At 63.1% G+C, this 22,824-nt stretch carries 20 protein-coding genes and 5 pseudogenes; 10 read left to right on the top strand and 15 right to left on the bottom strand.

The window, feature by feature from the left end:
- Positions 1-43: 43 nt before the first annotated feature.
- Positions 44-544, top strand: a pseudogene (locus E0W60_RS28915) (IS3 family transposase); the annotation flags it as partial.
- 49 nt (positions 545-593) lie between these two features.
- On the opposite strand, the pseudogene E0W60_RS38215 reads toward E0W60_RS28915, so the two are convergent.
- Both E0W60_RS38215 and E0W60_RS37670 read right to left on the bottom strand, forming a co-directional pair.
- Positions 594-938: pseudogene (locus E0W60_RS38215) on the bottom strand (AraC family transcriptional regulator); the annotation flags it as partial.
- Between the two features lie 68 nt (positions 939-1,006).
- Complete coding sequence (locus E0W60_RS37670; protein ID WP_240746071.1) at positions 1,007-1,174, bottom strand: hypothetical protein; 168 nt, start codon at positions 1,172-1,174, stop codon at positions 1,007-1,009.
- 94 nt (positions 1,175-1,268) lie between these two features.
- On the opposite strand from E0W60_RS37670, the gene E0W60_RS28925 reads away from it, so the two are divergent.
- Entirely contained in the window at positions 1,269-1,538 is a 270-nt protein-coding gene (locus E0W60_RS28925) for an H-NS histone family protein (protein WP_135706450.1), read from the top strand.
- A gap of 333 nt (positions 1,539-1,871) precedes the next feature.
- Here the strand turns inward: E0W60_RS28925 and E0W60_RS28930 are convergent.
- The 6 genes and pseudogenes from E0W60_RS28930 to E0W60_RS37110 form a co-directional block, all read right to left on the bottom strand.
- Positions 1,872-2,213 (bottom strand): annotated as a pseudogene (locus tag E0W60_RS28930) (MFS transporter); the annotation flags it as partial.
- Positions 2,214-2,489: 276 nt separating this feature from the next.
- Positions 2,490-4,154 (bottom strand): ABC-F family ATP-binding cassette domain-containing protein, encoded by a 1,665-nt coding sequence (locus tag E0W60_RS28935; RefSeq protein ID WP_135706451.1) that lies wholly within the window; start codon positions 4,152-4,154, stop codon positions 2,490-2,492.
- 973 nt (positions 4,155-5,127) lie between these two features.
- Positions 5,128-6,311 (bottom strand): annotated as a pseudogene (locus E0W60_RS28940) (IS91 family transposase).
- 8 nt (positions 6,312-6,319) lie between these two features.
- Positions 6,320-7,190 (bottom strand): annotated as a pseudogene (locus tag E0W60_RS28945) (site-specific integrase).
- 580 nt (positions 7,191-7,770) lie between these two features.
- Positions 7,771-7,998, bottom strand: a complete 228-nt coding sequence (locus E0W60_RS28950) for a hypothetical protein (RefSeq protein ID WP_135706452.1) — start codon at positions 7,996-7,998, stop codon at positions 7,771-7,773.
- Positions 7,999-8,068: 70 nt separating this feature from the next.
- Positions 8,069-8,245 carry a hypothetical protein gene (locus tag E0W60_RS37110; RefSeq protein WP_167884629.1) on the bottom strand — a complete coding sequence of 59 codons (177 nt, stop codon included), beginning with the start codon at positions 8,243-8,245 and terminating at the stop codon, positions 8,069-8,071.
- A 190-nt stretch (positions 8,246-8,435) separates the two neighbouring features.
- Here E0W60_RS37110 and E0W60_RS28955 point away from each other — a divergent pair, with 190 nt between their 5' ends.
- The 8 genes from E0W60_RS28955 to E0W60_RS28995 all read left to right on the top strand — a co-directional run bounded on the left by E0W60_RS28955 (position 8,436) and on the right by E0W60_RS28995 (position 14,877).
- Positions 8,436-9,071: a nitroreductase family protein gene (locus tag E0W60_RS28955; protein ID WP_041687771.1), complete on the top strand. Its 636-nt coding sequence runs from the start codon at positions 8,436-8,438 to the stop codon at positions 9,069-9,071.
- A 187-nt stretch (positions 9,072-9,258) separates the two neighbouring features.
- Positions 9,259-9,804, top strand: coding sequence for a carboxymuconolactone decarboxylase family protein (locus tag E0W60_RS28960; protein ID WP_011615317.1), 546 nt, complete (start codon positions 9,259-9,261; stop codon positions 9,802-9,804).
- Between the two features lie 149 nt (positions 9,805-9,953).
- The gene (locus E0W60_RS28965; protein ID WP_135706453.1) at positions 9,954-10,649 is read left to right on the top strand and encodes a glutathione S-transferase N-terminal domain-containing protein; all 696 of its coding nucleotides are present in this window, start codon (positions 9,954-9,956) and stop codon (positions 10,647-10,649) included.
- Positions 10,650-10,829: 180 nt separating this feature from the next.
- A complete protein-coding gene (locus E0W60_RS28970) occupies positions 10,830-11,279 on the top strand; it encodes a GNAT family N-acetyltransferase (RefSeq protein WP_135706454.1) in 450 nt (149 codons plus the stop codon).
- A gap of 206 nt (positions 11,280-11,485) precedes the next feature.
- On the top strand, positions 11,486-12,442 hold the full coding sequence (locus tag E0W60_RS28975) for an AraC family transcriptional regulator (RefSeq protein WP_135706455.1): 957 nt from the start codon (positions 11,486-11,488) through the stop codon (positions 12,440-12,442).
- Between the two features lie 418 nt (positions 12,443-12,860).
- Positions 12,861-13,367, top strand: a complete 507-nt coding sequence (locus E0W60_RS28980; protein ID WP_135706456.1) for a YkgB family protein — start codon at positions 12,861-12,863, stop codon at positions 13,365-13,367.
- A gap of 53 nt (positions 13,368-13,420) precedes the next feature.
- Entirely contained in the window at positions 13,421-13,906 is a 486-nt protein-coding gene (locus E0W60_RS28985; RefSeq protein WP_011615322.1) for a Rid family hydrolase, read from the top strand.
- A gap of 749 nt (positions 13,907-14,655) precedes the next feature.
- Positions 14,656-14,877 (top strand): hypothetical protein, encoded by a 222-nt coding sequence (locus tag E0W60_RS28995; protein ID WP_135706458.1) that lies wholly within the window; start codon positions 14,656-14,658, stop codon positions 14,875-14,877.
- Positions 14,878-15,192: 315 nt separating this feature from the next.
- On the opposite strand, the gene E0W60_RS38395 is transcribed toward E0W60_RS28995, so the two are convergent.
- The 7 genes from E0W60_RS38395 to E0W60_RS29030 form a co-directional block, all read right to left on the bottom strand.
- Positions 15,193-15,561, bottom strand: a complete 369-nt coding sequence (locus E0W60_RS38395; protein ID WP_431189926.1) for a tripartite tricarboxylate transporter substrate-binding protein — start codon at positions 15,559-15,561, stop codon at positions 15,193-15,195.
- 51 nt (positions 15,562-15,612) lie between these two features.
- Entirely contained in the window at positions 15,613-16,773 is a 1,161-nt protein-coding gene (locus E0W60_RS29005) for a YgeY family selenium metabolism-linked hydrolase (protein ID WP_135706460.1), read from the bottom strand.
- Between the two features lie 18 nt (positions 16,774-16,791).
- Complete coding sequence (locus E0W60_RS29010) at positions 16,792-18,066, bottom strand: MFS transporter (RefSeq protein WP_240746105.1); 1,275 nt, start codon at positions 18,064-18,066, stop codon at positions 16,792-16,794.
- 186 nt (positions 18,067-18,252) lie between these two features.
- A complete protein-coding gene (locus tag E0W60_RS29015) occupies positions 18,253-19,197 on the bottom strand; it encodes an N-carbamoyl-D-amino-acid hydrolase (protein ID WP_135706462.1) in 945 nt (314 codons plus the stop codon).
- 30 nt (positions 19,198-19,227) lie between these two features.
- Positions 19,228-20,475: a M20 family metallo-hydrolase gene (locus tag E0W60_RS29020; protein ID WP_135706463.1), complete on the bottom strand. Its 1,248-nt coding sequence runs from the start codon at positions 20,473-20,475 to the stop codon at positions 19,228-19,230.
- A complete protein-coding gene (locus E0W60_RS29025; RefSeq protein WP_135706464.1) occupies positions 20,472-21,704 on the bottom strand; it encodes a diaminopropionate ammonia-lyase in 1,233 nt (410 codons plus the stop codon). The genes E0W60_RS29020 and E0W60_RS29025 overlap by 4 nt, the downstream gene beginning before the upstream one ends.
- 29 nt (positions 21,705-21,733) lie before the next feature.
- A complete protein-coding gene (locus E0W60_RS29030) occupies positions 21,734-22,582 on the bottom strand; it encodes a MurR/RpiR family transcriptional regulator (RefSeq protein WP_240746072.1) in 849 nt (282 codons plus the stop codon).
- Positions 22,583-22,824 lie beyond the last annotated feature (242 nt).

Below are 22,824 nucleotides of genomic sequence, written 5' to 3' on the forward strand. Positions count from 1 at the left end.
ACCGTGTCAAGTACCAAAAGTGTGGCCCCCCAAAGTTTGACGGGTCAAGGGCGCCTATGGCTCGCCGCGCATGACCGAGGAAATCCGCTCGCGAGGCTTTCCGGCCAGCAAAGCGCGAGTCGAGCGCCTCATGCGCGAGAATGGTATCCGGGCACGCCACAAACGCCGTTATCGAGTCACGACGGACTCCAAGTACAGGTTGCCGGTCGCGCCGAACCTGCTGGAGCGCAACTTCGCGCCGACGGCGCCGAACCAGGTCTTCACATCGGACATCACGTACATCTGGACCGATGAGGGGTGGCTGTACCTGGCAGTCGTCCTGGACCTGTTCAATCGGGGGGTTGTCGGCTGGTCGATCAAGCCGCGCATGAGCGCAGAGATCGTGACCGACGCGCTGACGATGGCCTGGTTCCGACGCAAGCCGACGCCGGGGGCCATGCATCATTCGGATCGCGGCAGCCAGTATGCCGGTCAGGACTTCCAACGCAGGCTGGCGGAATACGGCATGCGTTGTTCGATGAGCCGCAAGGGCAATTGCTGGGACACTCAAATCCCCACTTCATGGCAATTTCTGAGACCGAACTGGTTTGCATTGGGGTAATCAAGTCGCGCAGCGCACCATTCAGCCGGACATTCAAGAACCACCGGCTGGGGGTCATTCCCACGCTTCGCCGGAAGATCAGTTCGAGGCCGCGCAGGCTGTAGCCACTGCGTTGGGCGATCTGCGCGATCGCGACGTTTGGTTCCTCGCCAGTCATGACGAGTCGTTCGCAGGCAAGAATCAGGTGGTAATGCCGTTCCGCCGCAGTCGTCTTTCCCGGACGAATGCCGACGTTAAATAATGAATCCACATAGCCTGCCAGCAGGGCTCCCGACATGGCGTCGGCGAGATTCGGTCCGATTCCCCCAAATGGCTCCAGCGATCTCGCCAGCGCCATAGCATCGTCTGCAAGGCGCGTCAGCAGAAAGCGCCCGCCCTGCGCAAGGCGCACCGAAGCAGATTCCCTTATTGGCAATACCGGACATTGCCGACCACGAGTCGCTGGTGCTCCATGGTTGCGCGTTGGGCGGACAGCAACCGGTGTTCGAAACGTCCACCGTAGATGACGTCGAACGCCTGCGACGGCTCGAAGCCGGAGTAGGTGTGCCTCAGGTAGGTGAGCGGCAGTTGCACGCCAGACACTCCTCGGGTTTTCGCTTTTCGGATAGCGCACACACGACGTGGTGGCTATTTTAGCTGCAAGGACGGCGACCTCGGGGTACGACGGATGACTGGGAACTACCGCGAAGCCAAAGCAGGGATTCGAGCGCCGGAAGCTCAGCCCGGGCCATTGCGCCGCGAGGAGTTGCGCGGCTTGCTTCTACAGATGCGGCGCACCATTCGGGCATACGGCATCACGCCGGACCAGCTTTTCGGCCCCGATCTGTCGGATCTGGTGCGTTTCCGTGACCCCGAAACCGGCAAGACCTGGAACGGGCTGGGGCGTCTGCCGAACTGGATCCGGGGTAAGGATCGCGACCGATATCGGGTCGGCTGACTTCATGGAAGCCGGCCCACTGGCCCTGTTCAAGGCCGATGGCCAATTGCGCACTTTTCTTAACTCGCAGCTCCAAAAGATTCACTTCCCCATGCCACCGGGACTGCCCGAGACTCACGCGGAGTGAGAGTCGGCCGTCGTATCCGCTGGCCTGTGCCCAGACAAGAAAGCAAAAACCTCAGCAAGGAGTAGCAGTCATGAAGCCCCCCCTTCAGATCTTCACGCGATTCGCCGCCGCGGTGGCCGTACTCTTCTGGTCCAGTGCGTCGTCGGCTCAGACTTCGCGCTACGACGCGCTGATCAATGCCCCCTTCGAGAAGGACTATCCAACACCGCCGACGCCAGCGTGAAGACCCCGATGCCCGCAATGAACACGGTGCGGCGGCCGAGCTTGTCGCCCATCGATCCGCCCACCAGCACCAGGGACCCGAGAAAGAGCAGGTAGGCGTTAACGATCCACTGCATTGCCGCGACGCTCGCGCCGAGTTCGCTCTGAATGGCGGGTAGCGCGACATTGACGACGGAGCCGTCGATGAACGCCATGCTTGAGCCGATGATCGTCGCGGCAAGTGCCAGGCGCTTGCGCCGGCACGGGCGGTCGACCGCGGTGGGCTGCGTGCGAATGACGAGTTCGTCGCACGGGCTTGCTTGTGCAGCAACGACGTGCGCGGTCATGTGGCCGCTATCGAGAAGATCCGGGTTGGCCACGCTCGCTCCCGTGCCGGTCGATGGTGACTAGCATAGTAGCGGGAGCGCAGGGCCGCAGATACGGTTGGTCGGGTGCGTGCGAGCGCGATGCGCTACCTATTCCGCGGAAGCGAGTCGAGCGAGCTGCCGGCCGCGGCGCCCCTCCTTTGCGCGATCCGCCTCATCAGTCACGAAGCGCCCAATGGCGGAGCGCTAAAACCTGTAAAGCTCACGCCTGGGCCCCCCATTTCAGGCGATGACCTTCTACGCTGCGGCAGCCTCCTCGCGCATGCGGCGGGCTTCGTCGCGCAGGAACTGCTGGTAATCGTCCAGATCGCCGTCGAAGGGCTCGACGCCGCCCTTGGTGACGAGCCAGAACTCGTCACATACGGCGCGCAGCAGCGCCCGGTCGTGGCTGACCAGCATCACGGTGCCTTCAAACTCGTTGAGCGCCATGCCCAGCGCTTCGCGTGTGGACAGGTCGAGGTGGTTGGTCGGCTCGTCGAGCAGCAGCAGGTTGGGGCGCTGCCACACGATCATGCACAACACGAGCCGCGCCTTTTCGCCACCGCTCATCGTGCCAACCGCCTGATGGACCATGTCGCCACTGAAGTTGAAGGTGCCGAGGAAGGTGCGAAGGGATTGTTCGGTGCCACTCTGGCCGGGGGCGCGCATGTGCGCCGGCGTGTCCCTGGCAAGGCGGATCATGTGTTCCAGCGGCGTGTCTAGCGGGCGCAGCACGTCGAGTTCCTGCTGTGCGAAGTAGCCGATATTCAGGCCCTTGCCTTCGCTGATCTCGCCGGCAATCGGCGCCAGCGCGTGCGCAACCGTCTTCACCAGCGTGGACTTGCCCTGGCCGTTGGCACCGAGAATGCCGATGCGCTGCCCCGCCATCACGGAACGGTTGATGTCCCGCACGATGACCGTGGGCGGCGTGCCCGGCAGTGCGTCGGCCGGCGCCGGGTAGCCGAAGGTCGCGTCCAGCATCGACAACAGCGGATTCGGGACGTTGAGCGGCTCCTTGAACTCGAAGTTGAACTCTGCGTCGGCAAGCACCGGTGCGATCTTCTCCATGCGTTCGAGCGCCTTGACCCGGCTCTGCGCCTGCTTCGCCTTCGAGGCCTTGGCCTTGAAACGGTCGATGAATTTCTGCAGGTGGGCGATCTTGTCCGCCTGCTTGGCCATCGCGGCCTGCTGCAAGACGAGCTGCTCGGCGCGCATGTCTTCGAACTTGCTGTAGTTGCCGCCATAGCGCACCAGCTTGGCGTTGTCGACGTGCACCGTCACCTGCGTCACCGCGTCAAGGAATTCGCGGTCGTGGCTTATCACTACCATGGTTCCCTGGTAGCGCTTGAGCCAGGCTTCCAGCCAGACCAGCGCGTCGAGGTCGAGGTGGTTGGTCGGTTCGTCGAGCAGCAGCAGGTCGGACGGGCACATGAGCGCGCGCGCCAGTTGTAGCCGCATGCGCCAGCCGCCGGAGAAACTGTTGACCGGCTGGTCAAGCTGCGCAGCACTGAAGCCAAGGCCCAGGATCAGCGCCTGGGCACGCGCGGGGGCATCGTGTGCGCCGGCGTCGTGCAGGGCCATGTAGGCGTGCGCCATGCGCATGCCGTCGTCGCTGGCCTCGGCGGCGGCGACTTCGGCCTGCGCGGCCAACAGCACGGTATCACCCTCGACTACAAAGTCGGTCGCGCCCTGCTCGGTCTCCGGCATCTCCTGCGCGACCTGGCCCATCTTCCATGCTGCGGGAATCGAGAACTCGCCGCTGTCTTCGTGCAAAGTGCCGTTGAGAAGGCCGAAAAAGGACGACTTCCCGGCGCCATTGCGGCCGACAAGACCAATCTTTTCGCCGGGGTTGAAGGTGACGGACGCGCGGTCGAGTACGACATTGACGCCGCGACGCAGCGTAACATTACGGACGGAAATCATAGGGAGCCACTTCGGAGAGGATTGGCATGATAGCCGACCGGACGTGCAGGGCTGTCACTTTTCTGGCCGCACGCGTGAAGAGCCCTTGCGGTTTGCGGCGCCCACCGGCAGCAAAGCAAGGCAGCCCCTGGCGCACCGGGCGTTTCGGGCGTTCCGGCGGCGGGGCCAGCGACCATGGCGGTGAATGACGGCTCCTGGCCGGCGCGGCCGTCTCTGACCGAGTGCGGATTCAACCGGTCGATGCAACAGCTTGATGGAATCGCAGGTCGTCACGCTCCTGCATCCGTACTTGCAGCCGGATGATTATTAAAGCTATTTAAGAGATGTTGTACTAGGCAACTCGTCGTGGTCTCAAGGTTACGAAGCAGGGATTGTGATCAACTGACGAACACTCAGACGCCGGCGGCCATTCGCCGAGCGCTTTGTGGCGGGAGCGATGCAGAGAGACGGCGCCCGCGCAAGACACTAAGCTTCGATACACCGGCTGAACGATTCCATCAAGCCATCAAGCGGTTGCGTTGACCGGCTGAATCTGCAGCCGGCTACCGCCGTTGCGAATCCGCCAGCCTGAGGGAGTAAGCGACTCGTTGAAGCGAGCGGAGCAGGGGGCCCGCGTGCCGGGACACAGCGATAAGCCAGAGAGTTTTTTGCGCAGCGGAGACGGCGCAATGGTCAGCATGGGCACAGTTGCGCGTCCCGTCTTCGCTGTGCAAGAAAATATTTGAGCTAAACCGCTCCACGGGCCGTCGGAGCTATGGGCATTGAATCGCGTTGCGCCTGCGGGTCGGATGCCAGCGACAGTGCGGATTGGGAGTTTCGCTTCGCACCTGAGTGGGCAATGGATGCCATTGCGTGGGATCGGCGGCTGACCCTAGGCGGAGCCGGCGACGCTTGGAGGCCTGTGGCACGAACCTGTCTGCTGTGTCGCGCCAAAGGGAGCGAACGCAGTGATTGACGGCACGCGCGTGAGGGGTCATGCAACCCTCCTCGGCGGTGCGCGTGGCAAAGCGGTTGGCAACAGGCGCTCGATACAAAACATGCGCCCCCGCGCGCAGACGGGACAGTCGTACAACGACCGGCCGGTCAGCTTCTCGTAGCGGTCGCGGTAGTCAGACTGCGGGAGAAGGCGAACCTCGCGCAAGGACGGGGCCTCGAGCAACCGGCGACAATCGGCCAGCCCACGCTCGCGTGAGCGATTGCTGAGCAGGCCGTAGTGGCGGATCCGCTGGAATCCTCGCGGCAGCACGTGCATCAGGAAGCGTCGGATGAATTCGTGGGCGGGTAAGGACATCGCGTGCGGCTCGCCGGGGTGGCGATAGTCCTTCCAGCGGAACGTGACGTGCTCCTCGGTAAGCTCAAGTAGCCGGTTGTTGGAGATCGCTACGCGATGCATGTAGCGGCCCAGATAGTCCAGGACCTGCCGGGGGCCGCCGAACGGCTCCTTAGCATAGACGACCCACTCTGCGTGGCGCGGGCCGACAAGATGGCCGAGGAAGGAGTCCCGCTTGGCCAAGTGCGCTAGCGTTGAGAAGAATCGCAGCCTTCCGGCGTCGGAGGCATGTTGCAGGCGCGCGAGAAACAATCGCCGGAATAGGCGCGAGAGCACCCGGACGGGCAGGAAGAACCCGGGTCGGCAGGCGACCCAGCGCTTACCGTCCAGCGAGAGACCCCCGCCGGGGACGACGCAGTTACCAGCGTCTGTCCCCAGGTGTGCAGGATCGCGATGAAGCCGAGCGTGGCACCCAAGTGGCGGGAATCCGCGTCGACGGTCCGCAGGGTGTCGGCGGTGGCCTGAAACAGGATGTCATAGACCACGCGCTTGTTCTGGAAGGCGATTGCCGCGATTGGTTCGGGCACGGTAAAGACGACATGGAAGTACGGCACAGGCAGGAGGTCCGCCTGGCGGTCGTCAAGCCACTGCGCGCGGGCGAGCGACTGGCACTTCGGACAGTGCCGATTACGACATGAGTTATAGGCAATACGCTGATGGCCGCAGCTATCACACTGCTCGACATGACCGCCCAAGGCCGCGGTACGGCATTGCTCGATGGCGCGCATGACACGCTGCGGCTCGCGACCAAGCGAGTCGGCGTGCAGTTGACGATACGACGGACCGTGGCGGCGCAGGATGTCCGCCAGCTCCAGCGGGGCCGGCATGAGCGCGGTCAGTCGCGTGCGGGCGGTGGCTCGGGCGAAATGGGCGAGGCCGGTGGTTGAGGGAGGCGGTCGAAGGAGCTGGTGGTCGCGCACACGGTGCTGGTGGCAACCTTCAGGTAGCGCGAGGTCGTGGCTAAGTTGCGATGGCCAAGCAACAGTTGGATGGTGCGCACGTCGGTACCGGACTCGAGCAGGTGCGTCGCGAACGCATGCCGCAATGCGTGTGGCGTAATGGGCTTGGTGATGCCGGCACGGCGGCGGGCATCACCGCACGCGCGCCTCACGGTACCGGGGGTGATGTGCTGGCCCGGAACGCTGCCGGGTACAGCCAATGTTGCGGACGGCCAATACGCTGCGCAGGATCTCCAGCAGGCGCGGTGAAAGCATGACGTAGCGGTCGACCTGCCCTTTGCCTTGCGCGACACGCAGCACCATCCGTTGGCTGTCGATGTCGCAGACCCTCAGACTGAGCGCTTCCGAGATCCGCAGGCCCGCCGCATAAGCCGTCATCAGGATGGCGCGGTGCTTGACGCTGGGGATGGACTCGAGAAACCGCATCACCTCATCCGGACTGAGAATGACCGGCAGCATGCGAGGCCTCTTCGATGCGGCGATCTCCTCAATGGCCCAGTCTCGTTTAAGCGTGACATGGTAGAGGAAGCGCAACGCGGAGGTGGCCACCACGAGCGTGCTGCGGGATCGCTGGGATTCCACTAGAAGCAACTGCCAGGCGTGGACTTCCTCCGGGCCCAGAAGCTCAGACGAACGCCCGAAATGCTGGGCAAACGCACGAACGTAATGAAGGTAGATGCGCTGGGTATTGGCTGCGAGGTTGCGCACGCGCATGTCCTCGGTCATGCGCCGACGTAATGCCGTCATGATGGTCTTCTCTCGAAGTGACTAAGGCAGCAGGAACTGCGCTGCCATCGTCCCACTCGAGGGGGAAACCGGTCTCCAGCGTAATATCGGAGCTGCCGGCGCCGGCCGACTACCCCTACCGCGTCAGCGGTTTAGAGGCACGATAACGCGCAGTTATTACGCCTAAGAACCGGTTGTTTCCAAAGTAGGGGGACCTCACACATTTCGCGTCAGGACCAGGTCGTAAAATTGCCGTTCTCAGACCCGCGAGCGGCGACGGAGTCCCCTGACAAGTCCTGACGAATTCCCGGGCACCACCAAGTGTTGCTGTGAGGAACCGGAAATAGCTGGACTGCAATGCAGGCGCCGTTTTGCGCACTTCTCGTTGCAAGGATTCAACCCGGTTGTCAGTGGCTCTTGCCGACCCCGAACAGCCCTTCGATCCGAGTCTGCCTCTGCGCATTCGGGCGGAGCGCTTCTGCACTTATGTCCCCGTGCAGCAGGCCCCACCGGTGATCCTCCCTATTTCCAAAAAAACGCCGCCACCTGGTGCCGGCATTACCGGACAACAGCGCGAAGCGATTTACTTCGGCGCAACGACCTAGCGGGCATTCTTCATGGCTTCGGGCGTCATGCTTTCCGTCGAGACGATGGTCAAGGATTGCGGTGAACCAGCGACCGTCTTCTCCGAAACATGCAACGTCGCGTTGACGGAATCCGGGAACGAATACATAGCACCTGTAGCCGGGTCAACGGCCAGCAAGCCAATTACGCCGCCAAACAGAATGTTCCCGATGTACCAGCCGTTGACTGTGCTGACGATGTCCAATTGCCCCGGCTCGTAACCTTAGCGTGCCGACTCACGCCCAGTGACTTCCACCGGCGCACTCTAGTCCTCGTCACCATTGGATGCCCAGCTCGGGCACGGTGAAAGACTCCAGGTCGTCGAGGAAATCGGTGGCGTACCGGGCTTCGGCGGTGCCAATCACCGCGGGGTGCCGGCCTGGTACGTCATGTGCGAGTACCGCTGCTGCATGACCCCATCCGGGAACCGTACCGCAAACGTCGCTCTTCATTGCCGCGCCGAAAGTGGAGGATGGGGCGCCTCGTTGTTTTGATCCTTTTGGGCATTTTATTGACCAAAGATAGTCTCGAAATCGGTATCGGGTACGCCTAAAGTGGAGGCTCCTAACCACCTGATGAAAGGGTCGCACCATGAGCCGTATCGCTATTCCCGCCATCGAGTCCGCCACCGGCGCCACCGCTATGCCCAACGAAACTACCAAAACCAATGCTGTCATCGAATGTATCTTGAGCCGCAGCGCCGCCAAGTATTACGACCCTGCCGCCATCTTGAATGACGACCAAATCCGCGAGCTGGTGCGAATCGGCACCGCCGCGCCGACATCCTTCCACTTGCAGAACTGGCGCTTCATCGCCGTGCGCACACGTGAAGCCAAGGCTCGGCTGAGTCCGATCGCCTGGAATCAACCTGCGATCACCGATGCCGCCGTTACCTTCATCGTCTGCGGCCAATTGGCCGATTCCAGCGTAATACCGGAGCGCCTGGCTCCGTTGGTTGAAGCAGGCGTTATGCCGGAAACGATGGTGGCTGAATGGGAAATCCCCGCACGCGATCTGTACATGCACTACCCGCAGCGCCAGCGCGACGAGGCCGTACGCACTGGCACCTTCGGCGCGGCGGCGATGATCTATGCGGCCCGCTCGCTGGGCCTGGGTTCGACGCCGATGATCGGTTTCGATGCCGAAGCGGTGCACCGCGAGTTCGGACTGGCTGCAAACGAAGTGCCAGTCATGCTGTTGTCCATCGGGGCAGAGCGCCCGGGAAACTGGGCGCAGAAGCCGCGCCGTCCGGTGGACGATGTGTTGGATTTGGTATAGGTGCGTCCCGGCGGTAGTGATCGCGCCGAACGACTAAGCGACCTTCAAGTGAGAGGCGGCCGCAAGGTACCTCCTACTTGAAGGCATGACCAGCTTCGACCCAAGACTTGGGTACGAAGTAAGCCGAGGAATGGTTCCCACATGGACTTTCCCCAATTAGCAAAACGTGTAACTCACGGAGATTATGATGGCAAGAACTGTAGCTCTAAAGCCGGAACAGGTACCGGCCGATTCGAAACCGACTCTCGATGCGTTCACCAAGAACATCGGGTTCACCCCAAACATGATGGCGAGCTTCGCGCAGAGCCCGATTGCGTTCAACGCATGGGCCACTCTGCTCGGCTCCTTGAGCAAGGCGCTCGACGTGAAGACGCGTGACGGCATCGGCCTCGCTGTCTCCGAAGTGAATGGCTGCAACTACTGCCTGACAGTTCACAGCTTTACGGCCGAGCATATGGCCAAGCTGTCGGCCGAGGAAATCATTCTCGCTCGGAAGGGTCACGCCAGCGACCCGAAGCGCGACGCCGCCCTCCAGTTTGCGCGCAAAGTCATCGAGGCCCGGGGCAACGTCAGCGATGCCGATCTGAAAGCCGTCCGCGATGCCGGCTACACGGATGCGAACGTCATGGAGATCGTCGCGCTGGTGGCCATGTACTCCCTGACGAATTTTTTCAACAACGTGTTCGACCCCGAGAAGGACTTTCCTGCCGTCACGCCGGCTGGCTCGATCTGAACTTTATCCGGCCGCATCGACCCTCTCCGAGGGTCCTGGAAGGTGTCATCTGATGCGAGCGTAACGCCAGAGCCTGGATGCACCCAAGAAAGAATCTTGGAAACGTGTCCAGGCTCTTCGTATGTACCGACGAGTCTAGGAGGAAGAAAGTGACACTCAATCATCCAATTTTCACGCGCTGGCCGGTGCAGTACCCCGATCGGCTCCAGCTCTTTTCCTTACCGACGCCCAACGGAGTGAAGGTCGGCATCATGCTGGAGGAGACAGGCCTCGCCTATGAGGCGCACCGCATCGACATCATGGCGAATGAGAACCACGATTCGGCCTTCCTCGCGCTCAACCCCAATGGCAAGATTCCTGCGATCTACGATCCTCACGGTCCGAGCGGACGGCCGCTGGCCTTGTTCGAATCGGGAGCGATCCTGATCTATCTCGCCGACAAGACGGGGCGGTTCCTCTCCACCGATCCCGGCACGCGCTACGAAACGATCCAGTGGCTGATGTGGCAGATGGGCGGTGTCGGACCGATGTTCGGCCAGGTTGGCTTCTTCAACAAATTCGCCGGCAAAGCCTATGAGGACAAGCGCCCGCGCGACCGCTACGCAAACGAATCCGCGCGGCTGCTCGGTGTCCTCGACGAACGGCTCGCGGGCCGCGACTGGGTGATGGGCGCTGACTATAGCATCGCCGACATTTCGCTGCTTGGTTGGGTGCGTAACCTGATCGGCTTTTACGAAGCGCGCGAGATTGTTGGCTTCGACCGCTTTCTTCATGTGCAGATGTGGCTCGATCGCGGCCTCGCGCGTCCGGCGGTGCAGCGCGGGCTGGAAGTGACGGCGGCCTAGCCAGAAGCCCGGAGAGGGAAGGTTTCTGCGGCCCCACGAGCTGCGTAGACGCCGTTGCAGCGAACGGTACTTACCAGTATGCACGGGCCAAAGACGGGCGCAACATTCACGCAGCGACTACTGCCCGCCAGAGATGACGGCCAGTGCATGAATGCACATCTTTTATTTCTGGAATATTCTATGCAATCAGTCGAGATCAAAGCCATTGATAACTACGATTTTGATATGTGGCTTCCGCTGTGGAAAGGCTATCAGCGATTTTACGAAGTGGATATCTCCGAGTCCGTGACGCTCAATACCTGGAGGCGCTTCTTGGACCCAGGCGAACCGATGCATGCAGCGCTTGCCATGGTGGGCGAACAACCATTGGGGCTGGTGCATTCGATCTACCATCGATCTGCCTGGACGACGGGCGACTACTGCTATCTTCAAGACCTGTTTGTTGCTGACAATGCGCGTGGCGGCGGCATCGGTCGCTCGCTGATCGAGCATGTCTATGCGGAAGCGAAACGTCGCGGGGCGTCCTGTGTGCACTGGCTGACACACGAATCCAACCATAACGGCATGCAGCTTTACGACCGCATCGCTGATCGCTCCGGTTTCATCCAGTACCGAAAGCTATTAGCCTAACCCGCTGAGCGGGTACTGTCCTCAGGTATCGTTCGGCGCATCGATATCGTTCGTGATCCGGGCTAGGTCGCGATAGATGGTTGCAATCGAGCAGCCCGGCCGGTGCGCAACGTGTCCGATCAGCTCTTGCACTGGGGCCATGTGGTGCGTACAACCGGTGTGCAACCGCAATAAGACGCTTGAGCGTTTCAAGTTCCCGAGGTCCTATGTCCCAAGTCGATTGGCTGAGCCATCTCCTGCAAATGATCAACATCACTGGCCGGCTGGAGGTCCGCTGCGTCTACGGTGCGCCATGGCGTGTGGCCTGGGATCAGTCCGCGGCGCACGAGATTCCCTACCACGTCGTGCTCAAGGGCCGGGCCATTATTGAGGATCCGGAGACGGGGAAGGTCAGGGAGCTAGTGGGTGGAGATATCGTGCTGTTGCCTCACGGGTCGGCGCACGTGCTGCACGATGGCAGCGGACATGCGCCGAGTCTTACCTACAATCGTCAAGGTTCTGCAGGATGGACGCTCAGCGAGAATGATGGCCAGGGCGAGCATCTGGACATGTTGTGCGGGCGATTTTTCATCGGGCCGCCCCATGATCGGCTGATTCGCGATTATCTACCCACGACTCTCGTGGTACAGGCCATGGACCGCCGTGGTGAAGAGGGCATCGTGTCCGCTTCGAACCACCTGGCCAGTCTCGTGGGTCTGATGCGCATGGAGTCCACCGGCGACAAACCGGGCGGATACGCCATGCTCAACGCGCTTAGCTTCGCGCTGTTCACACTGGTACTGCGCGCGGCGAGCGAATCCGAACAGGCCCCGGCAGGCTTGTTGGCGCTTGCCGGCCATCCACGACTGGCCCCGGCCATTTCAGCCATGTTCGCCGATCCGGCGCGACCCTGGAACCTGTCTGATCTGGCCGACTTGTGCAGCATGTCACGCGCCACCTTCATGCGGCACTTTCAGGCCAATCTGGGGCGCTCGGCCAACGAACTGCTGACCGATATCCGGATGAGCCTGGCCGCCAACGAGCTGAAGAAGCCGGCGATGACCACTGAGGCCGTGGCCGACTTAGTCGGGTATCGATCCGTATCGGCATTCCGGCGTGTGTTCACCGACAAGATGGGGATGACGCCGGGGCAATGGCGCCGCCTGGCGCGCGAAGCCGAGTAATGCGCTTCGCTTTCCGTGTGCAGCTTCGATGAGGCGCTAGACGCGCCGGCGCAAGGCAGGCCATTCCTTCGAGCGGAGCTCGTTCGCGTCTGGCTTTAGCAATGACGCGCGGTCCGACATGCACGCACAGTAGCGACTATCCCAGAGCCGTGGCGAACTGGAATGTCGTTGTCGTTGCGTTTCGTTCGGGCAGACAATCCACGAAGCGCTTGCCTATATCTGCAAGTACCTGAACCTCGATCTCGACGAGACGATTTGCGGCGTGCTGCGCTGTGCCGCCGTTTTTGGGATGGATTGCCTCGTTATTTTGATCCTTGTGGGCATTTTATTGAGCAAAGGTAGTCTCGAGATCGATATCTGGTGGGCCTACAGTGGAGGCTCCTAACCACCCGATGAACAACTTGAATGGGAAACCCCAATGACCACTCGTGCAAATCAGTTTCGTCTACAAATCGCTGAAAAGAGCGTTGGATCGCTCTCTCTTCAGGCCCTACTCAGATGGGCGCTGGTCGTCATCTTTCTTTGGTTCGGTGGAATGAAATTCACCGCTTACGAAGCCAACGGCATCGCTCCGTTCATCGCCAACAGCCCCATCATGAGCTGGTTGCACGCCCTATTCGGAGTTCAAGGGACAAGTTACGTTCTAGGTGTACTTGAGCTGTCGACCGCAGCGGCTCTGATTCTCGGAGCCTTCCAGCCCATTTTCTCCGCATTGGGAGCGGCGATGTCGGCTGCGACCTATCTGATCACGCTCACGTTTTTCTTGACTACCCCCGGCGTAGCAGAAGCGACGGCGGGTGGATTTCCGGCCATTTCAGCTATGCCTGGCCAGTTCCTTCTTAAGGATCTCGTTCTGCTGGCTGCATCGCTTTCTCTCCTTCTGGCATCTGTCCAGGGCTCATGGCCCAACGCTCAGAAGTCATGAGGTGAACAAATGGCCCGGACATCCGGGCCGGCTTATTCAACAGGAGATCAGATATGACCAACACGACGGCGTTGAATGGCAAAGAGGCTGCCTATCACGGTGTGCCGGCGGAAGACGACTACGGCTATGCACAGGCAATCAAGATCGGAAACATGATCTATGTGTCCGGCCAGCTCAGCCACGACGACAAGGGCGTCATGATCGCGCCTGCTGCGCTCGATGGAACCGGCAAGCCAGCCGACTTCTCGATGATGGCGGAGCAGATGCGGGTGACCTATGCAAACGCTGCAACGATCCTCGCACAGTTCGGAGCCACGCTCGACCACGTGGTGGAAGAGACGCTCTATGTCCTCGATGTCGATGAGGCGTTTGCAGTAGCGGGCAAGGTGCGCAAAGAAGCCTACGCCATGGCGCGGCCTCAGTGCGCCAGCAATCTGATCGGTGTATCGAGGCTGGCCTTTCCGGAGCAGCTTATTGAGATCGTCTTCAAGGCGGTGCTTGCCGACGTGCACGAGCGGCACCCCGTCGAACCAGCTTGATGAACGGCACGACAGGCCAGCGATACGCAGGTCATGGGGTCGCTTCAGAAAACGGAAAATTTTGCACGCTAAGCGATCGCTAGCGCCCGCCGGGCGCTAACTACCGGGCGACGAACCTGACCCATAGAATTCGGAGATAGTCCCTTCACTTCCGAGCCAGCTGCGGTCGCGCCGGAGGCACAGGTTCTACCTGGCGCGCCCCTTCCACGCCAGTCGTCGTGTCGGGCCGTCGACCGTCTGCTCTTACCCCGACACCACCTAGCGCCCTCCAACCTGCATCGCGTGGACCGGCGTTGGGGCCAACATCTGCGGCCTCACGGCGCAGGATGTTCACCTCAAAGCCTTTTGCGTTCACTGCGGTAAAGCGTTGATCATCCCGAATCTCGAAGGTTCTATCTACCTTGCGTAGAACGTCTAGCATCGAGAGGTCCAAGTTCTTCATTCTTCCAGCACGTAGCTTCCCGCCTTGTGGGGGGAGTGCAGTGATGCCATGGTGATCTCCTTTCTTGCGAAGGTAGCTCAAGTCTGCACTTCGTTGGGTAATCGCTGACCGATGCCATTTCGGTCGTCCGTGGCTTCAGAAAGCTGTCCCTGAAGTTCTAGAAGGTGGGCCCACTTGGCTTCCAACTGAACGCGACCGCCGAGTTGCGCAACCGCCAGGATGCCTTCTGTGTCGGCTTGCGCACAGAACGCCTGCCGCACGCGCCGCAAAACTACTTCGAATCTGTCCAACCCGCCAGGAGGCACGGATGAAACAAGTATCACTAACCATTCCAGAAATTGGATTGATTGCCGGAACACGGGCGGCAGGCGGTGCGGGCCTCGCACTGTTGCTCAGCGACCGAATGAATCCGGAACAACGCCGCGCCATCGGCTGGACGCTGCTCGCTGTAGCGGTCATCACTACAGTGCCGTTGGTCGCGCAAGTGTTTGGGAAACGTCAGCCATACAAGAGCCCCGACGAGAAGTGAAGTAATGGTGCGAGGGCCAAATCGAATTGGCCAGCGCCTCAGCGGGCCGAGTCTGCCGGACTCTTGATAGGGCGACGGGCCGATGCTGGCCTGCAAGCGCACTACAAATCCCGTGCGCAGGGATCTGTCGAGCAGCGGCGTGCCGATCAGGGATCAGGATCGTAACTCCGCACCCGCTCGGACACCGCAGATTGCAGGCATGACGAAGAAGTGGCGACAGTGCATGTCCGAGTCAGCGGCGTGGGGGGGGACGCTCAACGGTGGCGAGGGCAGCGACCTGCCCGGACCGATGCCCGCGTCACGAATTTTCGCTGTTTATAGCTCCAGCTGAGCCCGCACGAACTCCGTGGCTTGCTGCGGAGGCACATATGCTGGCTCGCTCCCCAGGCGGGCAATGTGCTCTCTGATGTTGGGCAAAGCCAGGGCCTGCTCAATGGCGGCACTTTGCCGCTGATTGATCGCGTGCGGCGTACTGGCCGGCGCGGAGAATGCCCAGGCGATGGTTTCCATGCCTGCCAACGCCCCCGGGGTGCCGCGCGGCAATGAGGCGCGTGGAGCCGGAAGCCTTGCCGTCACCGCGCGTTCGGCCTTGCAGGCGGCAAGGATTTGGCTCAGGACGTCATGCGGTCCGGGATCCCATCGCCGGGAAAATGGGGCGCGACGTCTGCGTACTTCCACGACCACTAAGCCATGGGACTGACCGGCCAGTCGACGTACCTGGCCGGCGTTGTCTCGTCAGGCCATTTCCAACACCAGGTTGCGATAGATCTCCCGCGCCCCCTCCAGTTGTTCCAGGGCGATCGATTCATCGATGGTATGCGCATCCTCCTCGCATCCCGGCCCTAGGCCGATGGTCGGAATATGGCGGCGGCCGGCGGATTCGGAGCCGTTCGTGCAGAATGCCCAGCTCCCGACCTGCGGTGAGCGGCCGGCCTGCGCGATTGCGCGGACGGCGGCTTGCACGAGCGGGGCGCTGTCCGGCTGCTGCCATGCCGGTAGCCAGCGGTTCGGTCGCGCCGATTCGCCGGTAAAGGTTCGCACCTCATCGTCTGACACGGCCAGCGAGAAGTTGTGCAGACCGGCGGCACGCAGGCAGGCGTCGATCTGACCGAGGACGTCTTCCCGCGTCTCGCCGTCGAGAGTCCGGCGGTCGAAGCGAATGGTGGTGGACGTCGGGATCATCGAGATCGACGGATAGGGCGACGAGACGATGTCCGTCGGCACGAGCAGCGCAGCGCCAAGCACCGGGTCGGTCGGCAGTTGCAGTCCTTCCAGCACGGTTAGCGCGCGCGCGGCGGTATTCAGCGGATTGACACCGAGGTGGGGCGTCGCCGCATGCGCCGGTTTGCCGTGGAAGGTCAACTGGATCTCAAGCCGGCCCTTTTGTCCCGTCTTGACCTGCAGTTTCGACGGTTCGCAGATGACCACCGCCGCGGGATTGCACCGGCCTAGCACCGATGCCAGCGCATGCCCTTCGATGACTTCCTCCAGCACGCTCGCGGAAACCGCGATGCGCTTGCGCAGCGGCCGTTCTCGCGCTGCCGCCGCGACGCCGCAGATTGCCGCGGCGATGCCGCCCTTCATATCGGTGCTTCCGCGCCCGTGCAGGCGACCGTCGTGGATGGTGCCGCTGAACGGGTCGAAGTGCCACTGGCCTGTGACCGGCACGACGTCCATATGGCCGTCGAACAGCAGCATCACGTCTGCGTCGTCGGGGCCGATCAGCCCGAGCACGCTGCCGTTGCGATCCATCGTTACCGATGTGAAGCCGGCTTCGGACATGCGGCGCATCAGCAGGGCGGCGAGGTCACCCTCCTGACCCGAGAGGCTGGGAATGCGTACCATTTCGCGCGCCAGCGCGGCGACGTCACTGAGATTGCTTGCTTGATCAATCATGTCGAATTTCTCTTGTCGTCAGCGGTTGACCAGCGTGGCCGGCACACGAAGCACCAGCATTGCGCCGATCACGGTGAAGGAGGCGAGGAAGTACATACCCCAGTCGGTCGAGCCGGTCAGGTCCTTGATCCAGCCGATCGCGTAGGGGCTGGCGAAGGCAGCGAGGCCGGCGAAGGAGTTGATCGCCGCGATGCCGGCTGCCGCGCTGCGGCCTTCGAGAAATGCGGTCGGCAGGCTCCAGAACAACGGCGAGCAGACCATGCAGCCCGCCGCTGCCACCGACAGCATCGCCACCGCGAGCATGGGGTTGTGGCTGAACAGCGTGCTGAGCGCCAGCCCGGTGCCGCCGACGAGGAACGGCACCACCATGTGCCAGCGCCGCTCGCGCGTCCGGTCCGAATGACGGCACACCAGGATCATCGACACCACCGCGAACGCGTTCGGGATCGCCGTCAGCAGTCCCACGTCCAGCAGCGAGACAACGCCCGTCGAGCGGATCACCGACGGAATCCAGAACGCCAGGCCCGACAGGCTGGAGACCGTGCAGTAGCAGATCAGCGCCATGTGGATCACGCGGCGATCCCGGAACAGCTTCAGTAGCGACACGTGCTCGACCTTGGCCGCTTTTTCTGCCGCAACGTTTTGCGCAAGGCGGTTTTTCTCGGCCGCGCTCAGCCACTGCGCGTCGGCGATGCGGTCGTCGAGATACCACACCACGGCAAGCCCTAGCACGATCGATGGAATCGCCTCGAGCAGGAACATCCATTGCCAGCCGGCAAAGCCGTAGTGGTTGTGCATGCTCTCCATGATCCAGCCGGACAGGGGCCCGCCGAGGATGCCGGCCATTGGCACCGCGGTCATGAATACCGCAATGACCGCCCCGCGACGGTGCGAAGGGAACCAGTAGGTGAGGTACAGGATGATGCCGGGATAGAAGCCGGCCTCGGCGGCGCCGAGCAGGAAGCGCAGAATGTAGAACTGCGTCGGCGTTTTCGTCAGCGCCATGCAGGCCGAGATGCAGGCCCACAAGATCATGATGCGCGCCAGCGTCTTCTTCGCCCCGATGCGGTGCATGAGAACGTTGCTCGGGACTTCGAACAGGAAGTAGCCGATGAAGAAGATGCCGGCGCCGAGACCGTACACGGTATCGCTGAACTTCAACTGGTCCAGCATCTGGAGCTTGGCGAAGCCGACGTTGACGCGGTCAAGGAAGGCTGCCACGTAGCAGGCCATCAGGAAAGGCAGCAGTCGCCAGGCCACCTTGCGGTACAGCGCGTGGTCGTGCGCTTCCATCGTGTCCGACGTCCCGGTGTTCGGGATTGTGGCCGGGGTGCGCAGCGGCTGCGCAGAGTGCAGGGAATCGCTCACTATGTTCCTCCTTTGGATTTGGTGAGACAACAACGCCCCCTGCCGGCGCCCGGAAGCGCCTGCATCACGTTATTTTTTATGGATTCGGGAAGGGGGCGGGAAAGGTGCCGGCTACGCGGCCACGGCTTGCGGCGGCGTGGCGCCCCGCTGGCTGGTGATGCGGCCGTAGGCCTCCGGCCGGCGGTGCCGGTCGAAGTTGAACGTCGTGGTCTTGTACGACTGGCACAGGTCAAGGTCGCAGCGCGCGATGGCCAGCTCGTCGCCCTTGGTCGAGCAGGCCGCGACGATCTCGCCGGACGGCGCGATGATGCAGGTGCCGCCGATCATCTCGCAGCCTTCCTCCTTGCCGGCCTTCGCCACGCCGACCACCCAGGTGCCGTTCTGGTAGGCGCCGGCCTGCATCACCAGGTGGTTGTGGAACATCGACAGGTCGTCGTGCTCCGGCGCGGGCGGGTTGTGCACGGGCGTGTTGTAGCCGAGCAGGATCATTTCGGCGCCCTGCAGGCCCATCACGCGGTAGGTCTCGGACCAGCGGCGGTCGTTGCACAGCGCCATGCCCATCACGCCGCCAAACGCCTGCCAGACGCCGAAGTCGTCGCCCGGCTCGAAGTAGCGCTTCTCGAGGTGCTGGAAGGCGCGCCACGGCTCATGCTGGTCGTGGCCGGGCAGATGCACCTTGCGGTATTTGCCGGCGATCTTGCCGTCGCGGCCGACGAGGATGGCGGTGTTGTAGCGGCGCTCGACGCCGCCCTCGACTGCCAGTTCCGCGTAGCCGAGGTAGAAGCCGATGCCGAGCCGCGCGGCGGTCTCGAACAGGACGCGGGTCTCGGGGCCGGGCATCTCGCGCTCGTAGAACGCGTTGAGTTCCTCGGGATCTTCCATGTACCAGCGCGGGAAGAACGTGGTCAGCGCCAGCTCGGGGAACACCACGAGGTGGCAGCCCATCTCGTGGCCGTGGTGCAGGTGGGCGAGCAAGCGGGCGACGACGTCGCGGCGCGAATCGCTGCGCTGGATGGGGCCGAGCTGGGCTGCGGCGACGTGGACGAAGCGGGACATGATAGGGTGTCTCCAATTATGCGGTAAGTGTCATGCGGCCAGCTCGAGCATCAGGTCGAGGAGCACGTTGGCGCCGGCCTGGATGTCGTGGTCGTAGGTCAGTTCGGCGACGTTGTGCGACAGGCCGCCCACGCTCGGCACGAATATCATGCCGGCGGGGCACATGCGGGCGAGCATCTGTGCGTCATGGCCGGCGCCGCTCGGCATGCGCCGCACGCTGTGGCCGCGGCGGCGCGCGATGGCCTCGACGCGGGCGACCATGCCCTCGTCGAACGCCACCGGCGCGAAGTCAGCCAGCGTGCGGTGGGTGAGGCGCACGCCCTCGGCCTTCGCCGTGTCCTGCGCGTAGGCCTGCGTGCGCTGCACGGCGTCGGCGAGCGACGCGCCGTCGGTATTGCGCAGGTCGACGGTGAACACCGCGCGATTCGGAATCACATTGACCAGATTCGGGAAAAACTGCACCTGTCCGACCGTCGCGAGCTGCGCGCTGCCAAGCTCGCGCGACAGGTCCCGCACGAAGCAGGCGATCCGCGCGGCGACGAGGCCGGCGTCGTGGCGCAGCCGCATTGGCGTGGTGCCGGCATGGTTGGACGTGCCTTCGACGGTGAACTCGGTCCAGTGGATGCCTTGCACGCCGGTGACCGCGCCGATGGTGATGTCCTCATGCTCCAGCACCGGTCCCTGCTCCACGTGCAGTTCCACGAAGGCATGGACGCGGTTGCGGCCCACCGGCGCCGGTCCGGCATAGCCGATCCGGGCGAGGTTCTCGCCGACCGTGGTGCCGTCGATGCCGCGCGTATCCAGCGCCTGCCGCAGCGGAAGGTCGCCCTGGAACACCAGGCTGCCCATCATGTCGGGGGCGAAGCGCGCGCCTTCCTCATTGGTGAAAAAGGCCACTGCCAGCGGACGACGCGTGACAATGCCGGCGTCGCCGAGCGCCGCCATGACCTCCAGGCCAGCGAGCACACCGAGATTGCCGTCGTAGCGGCCGCCGGTGCGGACGGTGTCGATGTGCGAGCCGGTCATCACGGGCGGGAGGTCTTCGCGGCCGGCACGTACGCCGACCACGTTGCCGATGCCGTCGATGCTGACCGACAAGCCCAGCTCGCGCATCCACGACACCACGAGATCGCGCCCGGCACCGTCCTCGTCGGTCAGAGCGAGCCTGCAGACGCCGCCGCCGTCGATGGCACCCACTTCGCCGAGTGCGGCGATCCGGCGCAGCAGGCGGGGCAGGTCGATGCGCGCCGTCTGTTCAAGGTCGAGGGTAGCATTCACGCTGCTTTCCTCACGTCTTCCGGCAGGCGGCCGACGATGCGCTCGTACAGTGCCACGTCGGTCGCGCCTTCGCTGCCGAACACCAGCACCCGGCTGGCAGCAGTCAGGCCGAGTTGTTCGCGCACGGCGGGATCGGCCATCGCACCGAGGCAGCCGGCCAGCCCCGCGACTGCCGATTCGCCGGCCACGATGGGCGTATCGCCATAGCGGCTGTCGGCCAGGAGGCGCACGCTGTCGAGCGCGGAGGCATCATCGATGGTCAGGAAGGCATGCGCGCCGGGATGCAGGACTTCCCACGCCAGCAGCGAGACTTCGCCGCAGGCGAGGCCGGCCATCACCGTGTCGAGGTCGCCGTGGACCGCCACCGGCTTGCCGGCGCGCGCACTTTCATACAGGCAGGCGGCCTTGTCCGGCTCGACCACGATGAAGCGCGGACGCTTGTCGCCGAGCACTTCCCAGAAGTGCGCGCACACGGCGGCGGCGAGCCCACCCACGCCGCCCTGCAGGAAGACGTGGGTCGGAAGCTGGCCGTCCGGCAACTGATGCAGCGCCTCGTCGGCCATCACCGCGTAGCCCTGCATCACGTCCTTCGGGACCTCCATATAGCCTTCGTAGGAAGTGTCGGACACCACGAAGCGGCCCAGCCGCGCCGCGTCGTCGGCCGCCTGGCGCACCGAGTCGTCGTAGTTGCCGGCGGTGCGGACCACCAGCGCGCCGTATTGCTCGATGGCCGCCTTGCGGCCTTCGCTTACGGTGGCGTGAATATAGATCACGCACTGGCAACCGAAGCGCTGCGCGCCCCAGGCGACCGAGCGGCCGTGGTTGCCGTCGGTGGCGCAGGTCACGGTAATGTCGCGCACCACGTCGGCATAGCGGCCCGACAGGAGATCGTCTACCGACACGTCGCTCACGCCTAGGCGGCTGGCGATCTCGCGCACCAGCAGGCGGCTGACAGCGTAGGCACCGCCCAGTGCCTTGAAGCTGCCCAGCCCGAAGCGGCCGCCTTCGTCCTTGTAGAGGATTTGGGCGACCCCGGCGGCACCCGCGAGGCCGTCCAGCGCGACCAGTGGCGTCGGCGCGTAGCCCGGCCAGCGGCGGATCTGCACGGCGGCGCGGGCGAAGGCTTCACCGCCGAGCACGGCTTGCTGGCGGGCCCCGTAGGTCGCGCTGGGCGTGGCGGCCGGATTCAGGATGCTCTGCAGCTTCAAGTTGGGCAGTGGATGATTCAAGACAGTCTCCTTGGTTCCTTGGTTGGGATCTAGCGATGGAGGTCGCCGTAGTGGTCATGGAGTGACTCGATTTCTTCGAGCCTCTCGCGCGCCGTGTCGCCGAGGACCAGCGCGAGGGTTGTGCAAAGGTGGTTGATCAGGCTGACAGCGGCGACGTAGGAGTCGAATACCGCCGCGCCGTGGTTGACGCAGCGGAGCACGACGTCGGAGCGCGCCGGCAGATCCGTCGCGCTGGGGTCGGTCAGGATCACGACCTTGGCGCCGACACGGTTGGCGTGGGCGACCATCGGCCACAGCAACGTCACACGTCGGCGGAAGTCCATCACCAGCAGTACGTCGCCAGGGCCCAGGTCGGCCAAGTCTTCGGCGAGGTTCAGGCCAGCGCCCGGCGCTAGTGTCACGCCTGGCCGCAACTGCGTTAGTAGAGCCCACGCGTATTGCGCGAGCACGCGGCCGTTGCGGAAGCCGGCGATGAAGACCCGCCGCGCGTTGGCGAATATCGCGACGGCGCGCTCGACGTCGGCCGGATTCAGGCGGTCAAATGTGTGGGCAAGGTTCTGCATGTCGTTGGCGAGGTGGCGCGCCAGCGGCGCCTGCTCGTCCGCTGGTGCTTGGACGCCGGCTAATTCATACAGCGGTGAGCCGCGGTCGGCTTCGTCGCGCTGGAGGGACCGGACCTCGTTGAAATTCTCGTAGCCAAGGCGGCGAAAGAACCGACCGGCCGTCGCCTTGGAAACGCCAGCCTTTTGCGCCAACTCGGTCGCCGAGTAGGCCGCAAGGTTGCCGATGCACTCGAGGGTGACGGCGGCCAGGCGGCGCTCGCTTTCGGTGAGTTGGTCATGCAGCACGAGGATCTTGTCATGCAACGATGAGGTCATGATTGGGTCCGGATGAAACTTTGGTTTCAGAAATATAGGAGAATGAAACTTTGGTGTCAAACAAAATTCAGTGTGAAACTATGGTTTCACGACATGCATTTTCGCGCACATGGAGCACACGGGGGTGCAGTCGAGGCCGCGCTACTGGCGGCGAGGTCCGGCTTGGGGCAAGCGGGCCACTTTGGTGGAGGACGTCAAAGTCTGGTTCGCTAACTCGAAGCAGATCTATTGGGCAAAGCGGG

It is taken from the genome of Cupriavidus oxalaticus, assembly GCF_004768545.1.
Lineage (GTDB): Bacteria > Pseudomonadota > Gammaproteobacteria > Burkholderiales > Burkholderiaceae > Cupriavidus > Cupriavidus oxalaticus_A.

Excerpts from the sequence above, each read along its gene's own strand:
- E0W60_RS28925 (WP_135706450.1), top strand. The coding sequence starts at position 1,269 with ATGACTGGGAACTACCGCGAAGCCAAAGCAGGGATTCGAGCGCCGGAA.
- E0W60_RS28935 (WP_135706451.1), bottom strand. The coding sequence starts at position 4,154 with ATGATTTCCGTCCGTAATGTTACGCTGCGTCGCGGCGTCAATGTCGTA.
- E0W60_RS37110 (WP_167884629.1), bottom strand. The coding sequence starts at position 8,245 with ATGAAGAGCGACGTTTGCGGTACGGTTCCCGGATGGGGTCATGCAGCA.
- E0W60_RS28955 (WP_041687771.1), top strand. The coding sequence starts at position 8,436 with ATGCCCAACGAAACTACCAAAACCAATGCTGTCATCGAATGTATCTTG.
- E0W60_RS28960 (WP_011615317.1), top strand. The coding sequence starts at position 9,259 with ATGGCAAGAACTGTAGCTCTAAAGCCGGAACAGGTACCGGCCGATTCG.
- E0W60_RS28970 (WP_135706454.1), top strand. The coding sequence starts at position 10,830 with ATGCAATCAGTCGAGATCAAAGCCATTGATAACTACGATTTTGATATG.
- E0W60_RS28975 (WP_135706455.1), top strand. The coding sequence starts at position 11,486 with ATGTCCCAAGTCGATTGGCTGAGCCATCTCCTGCAAATGATCAACATC.
- E0W60_RS28980 (WP_135706456.1), top strand. The coding sequence starts at position 12,861 with ATGACCACTCGTGCAAATCAGTTTCGTCTACAAATCGCTGAAAAGAGC.
- E0W60_RS28985 (WP_011615322.1), top strand. The coding sequence starts at position 13,421 with ATGACCAACACGACGGCGTTGAATGGCAAAGAGGCTGCCTATCACGGT.
- E0W60_RS28995 (WP_135706458.1), top strand. The coding sequence starts at position 14,656 with ATGAAACAAGTATCACTAACCATTCCAGAAATTGGATTGATTGCCGGA.
- E0W60_RS29005 (WP_135706460.1), bottom strand. The coding sequence starts at position 16,773 with ATGATTGATCAAGCAAGCAATCTCAGTGACGTCGCCGCGCTGGCGCGC.
- E0W60_RS29010 (WP_240746105.1), bottom strand. The coding sequence starts at position 18,066 with ATGGAAGCGCACGACCACGCGCTGTACCGCAAGGTGGCCTGGCGACTG.
- E0W60_RS29015 (WP_135706462.1), bottom strand. The coding sequence starts at position 19,197 with ATGTCCCGCTTCGTCCACGTCGCCGCAGCCCAGCTCGGCCCCATCCAG.
- E0W60_RS29030 (WP_240746072.1), bottom strand. The coding sequence starts at position 22,582 with ATGACCTCATCGTTGCATGACAAGATCCTCGTGCTGCATGACCAACTC.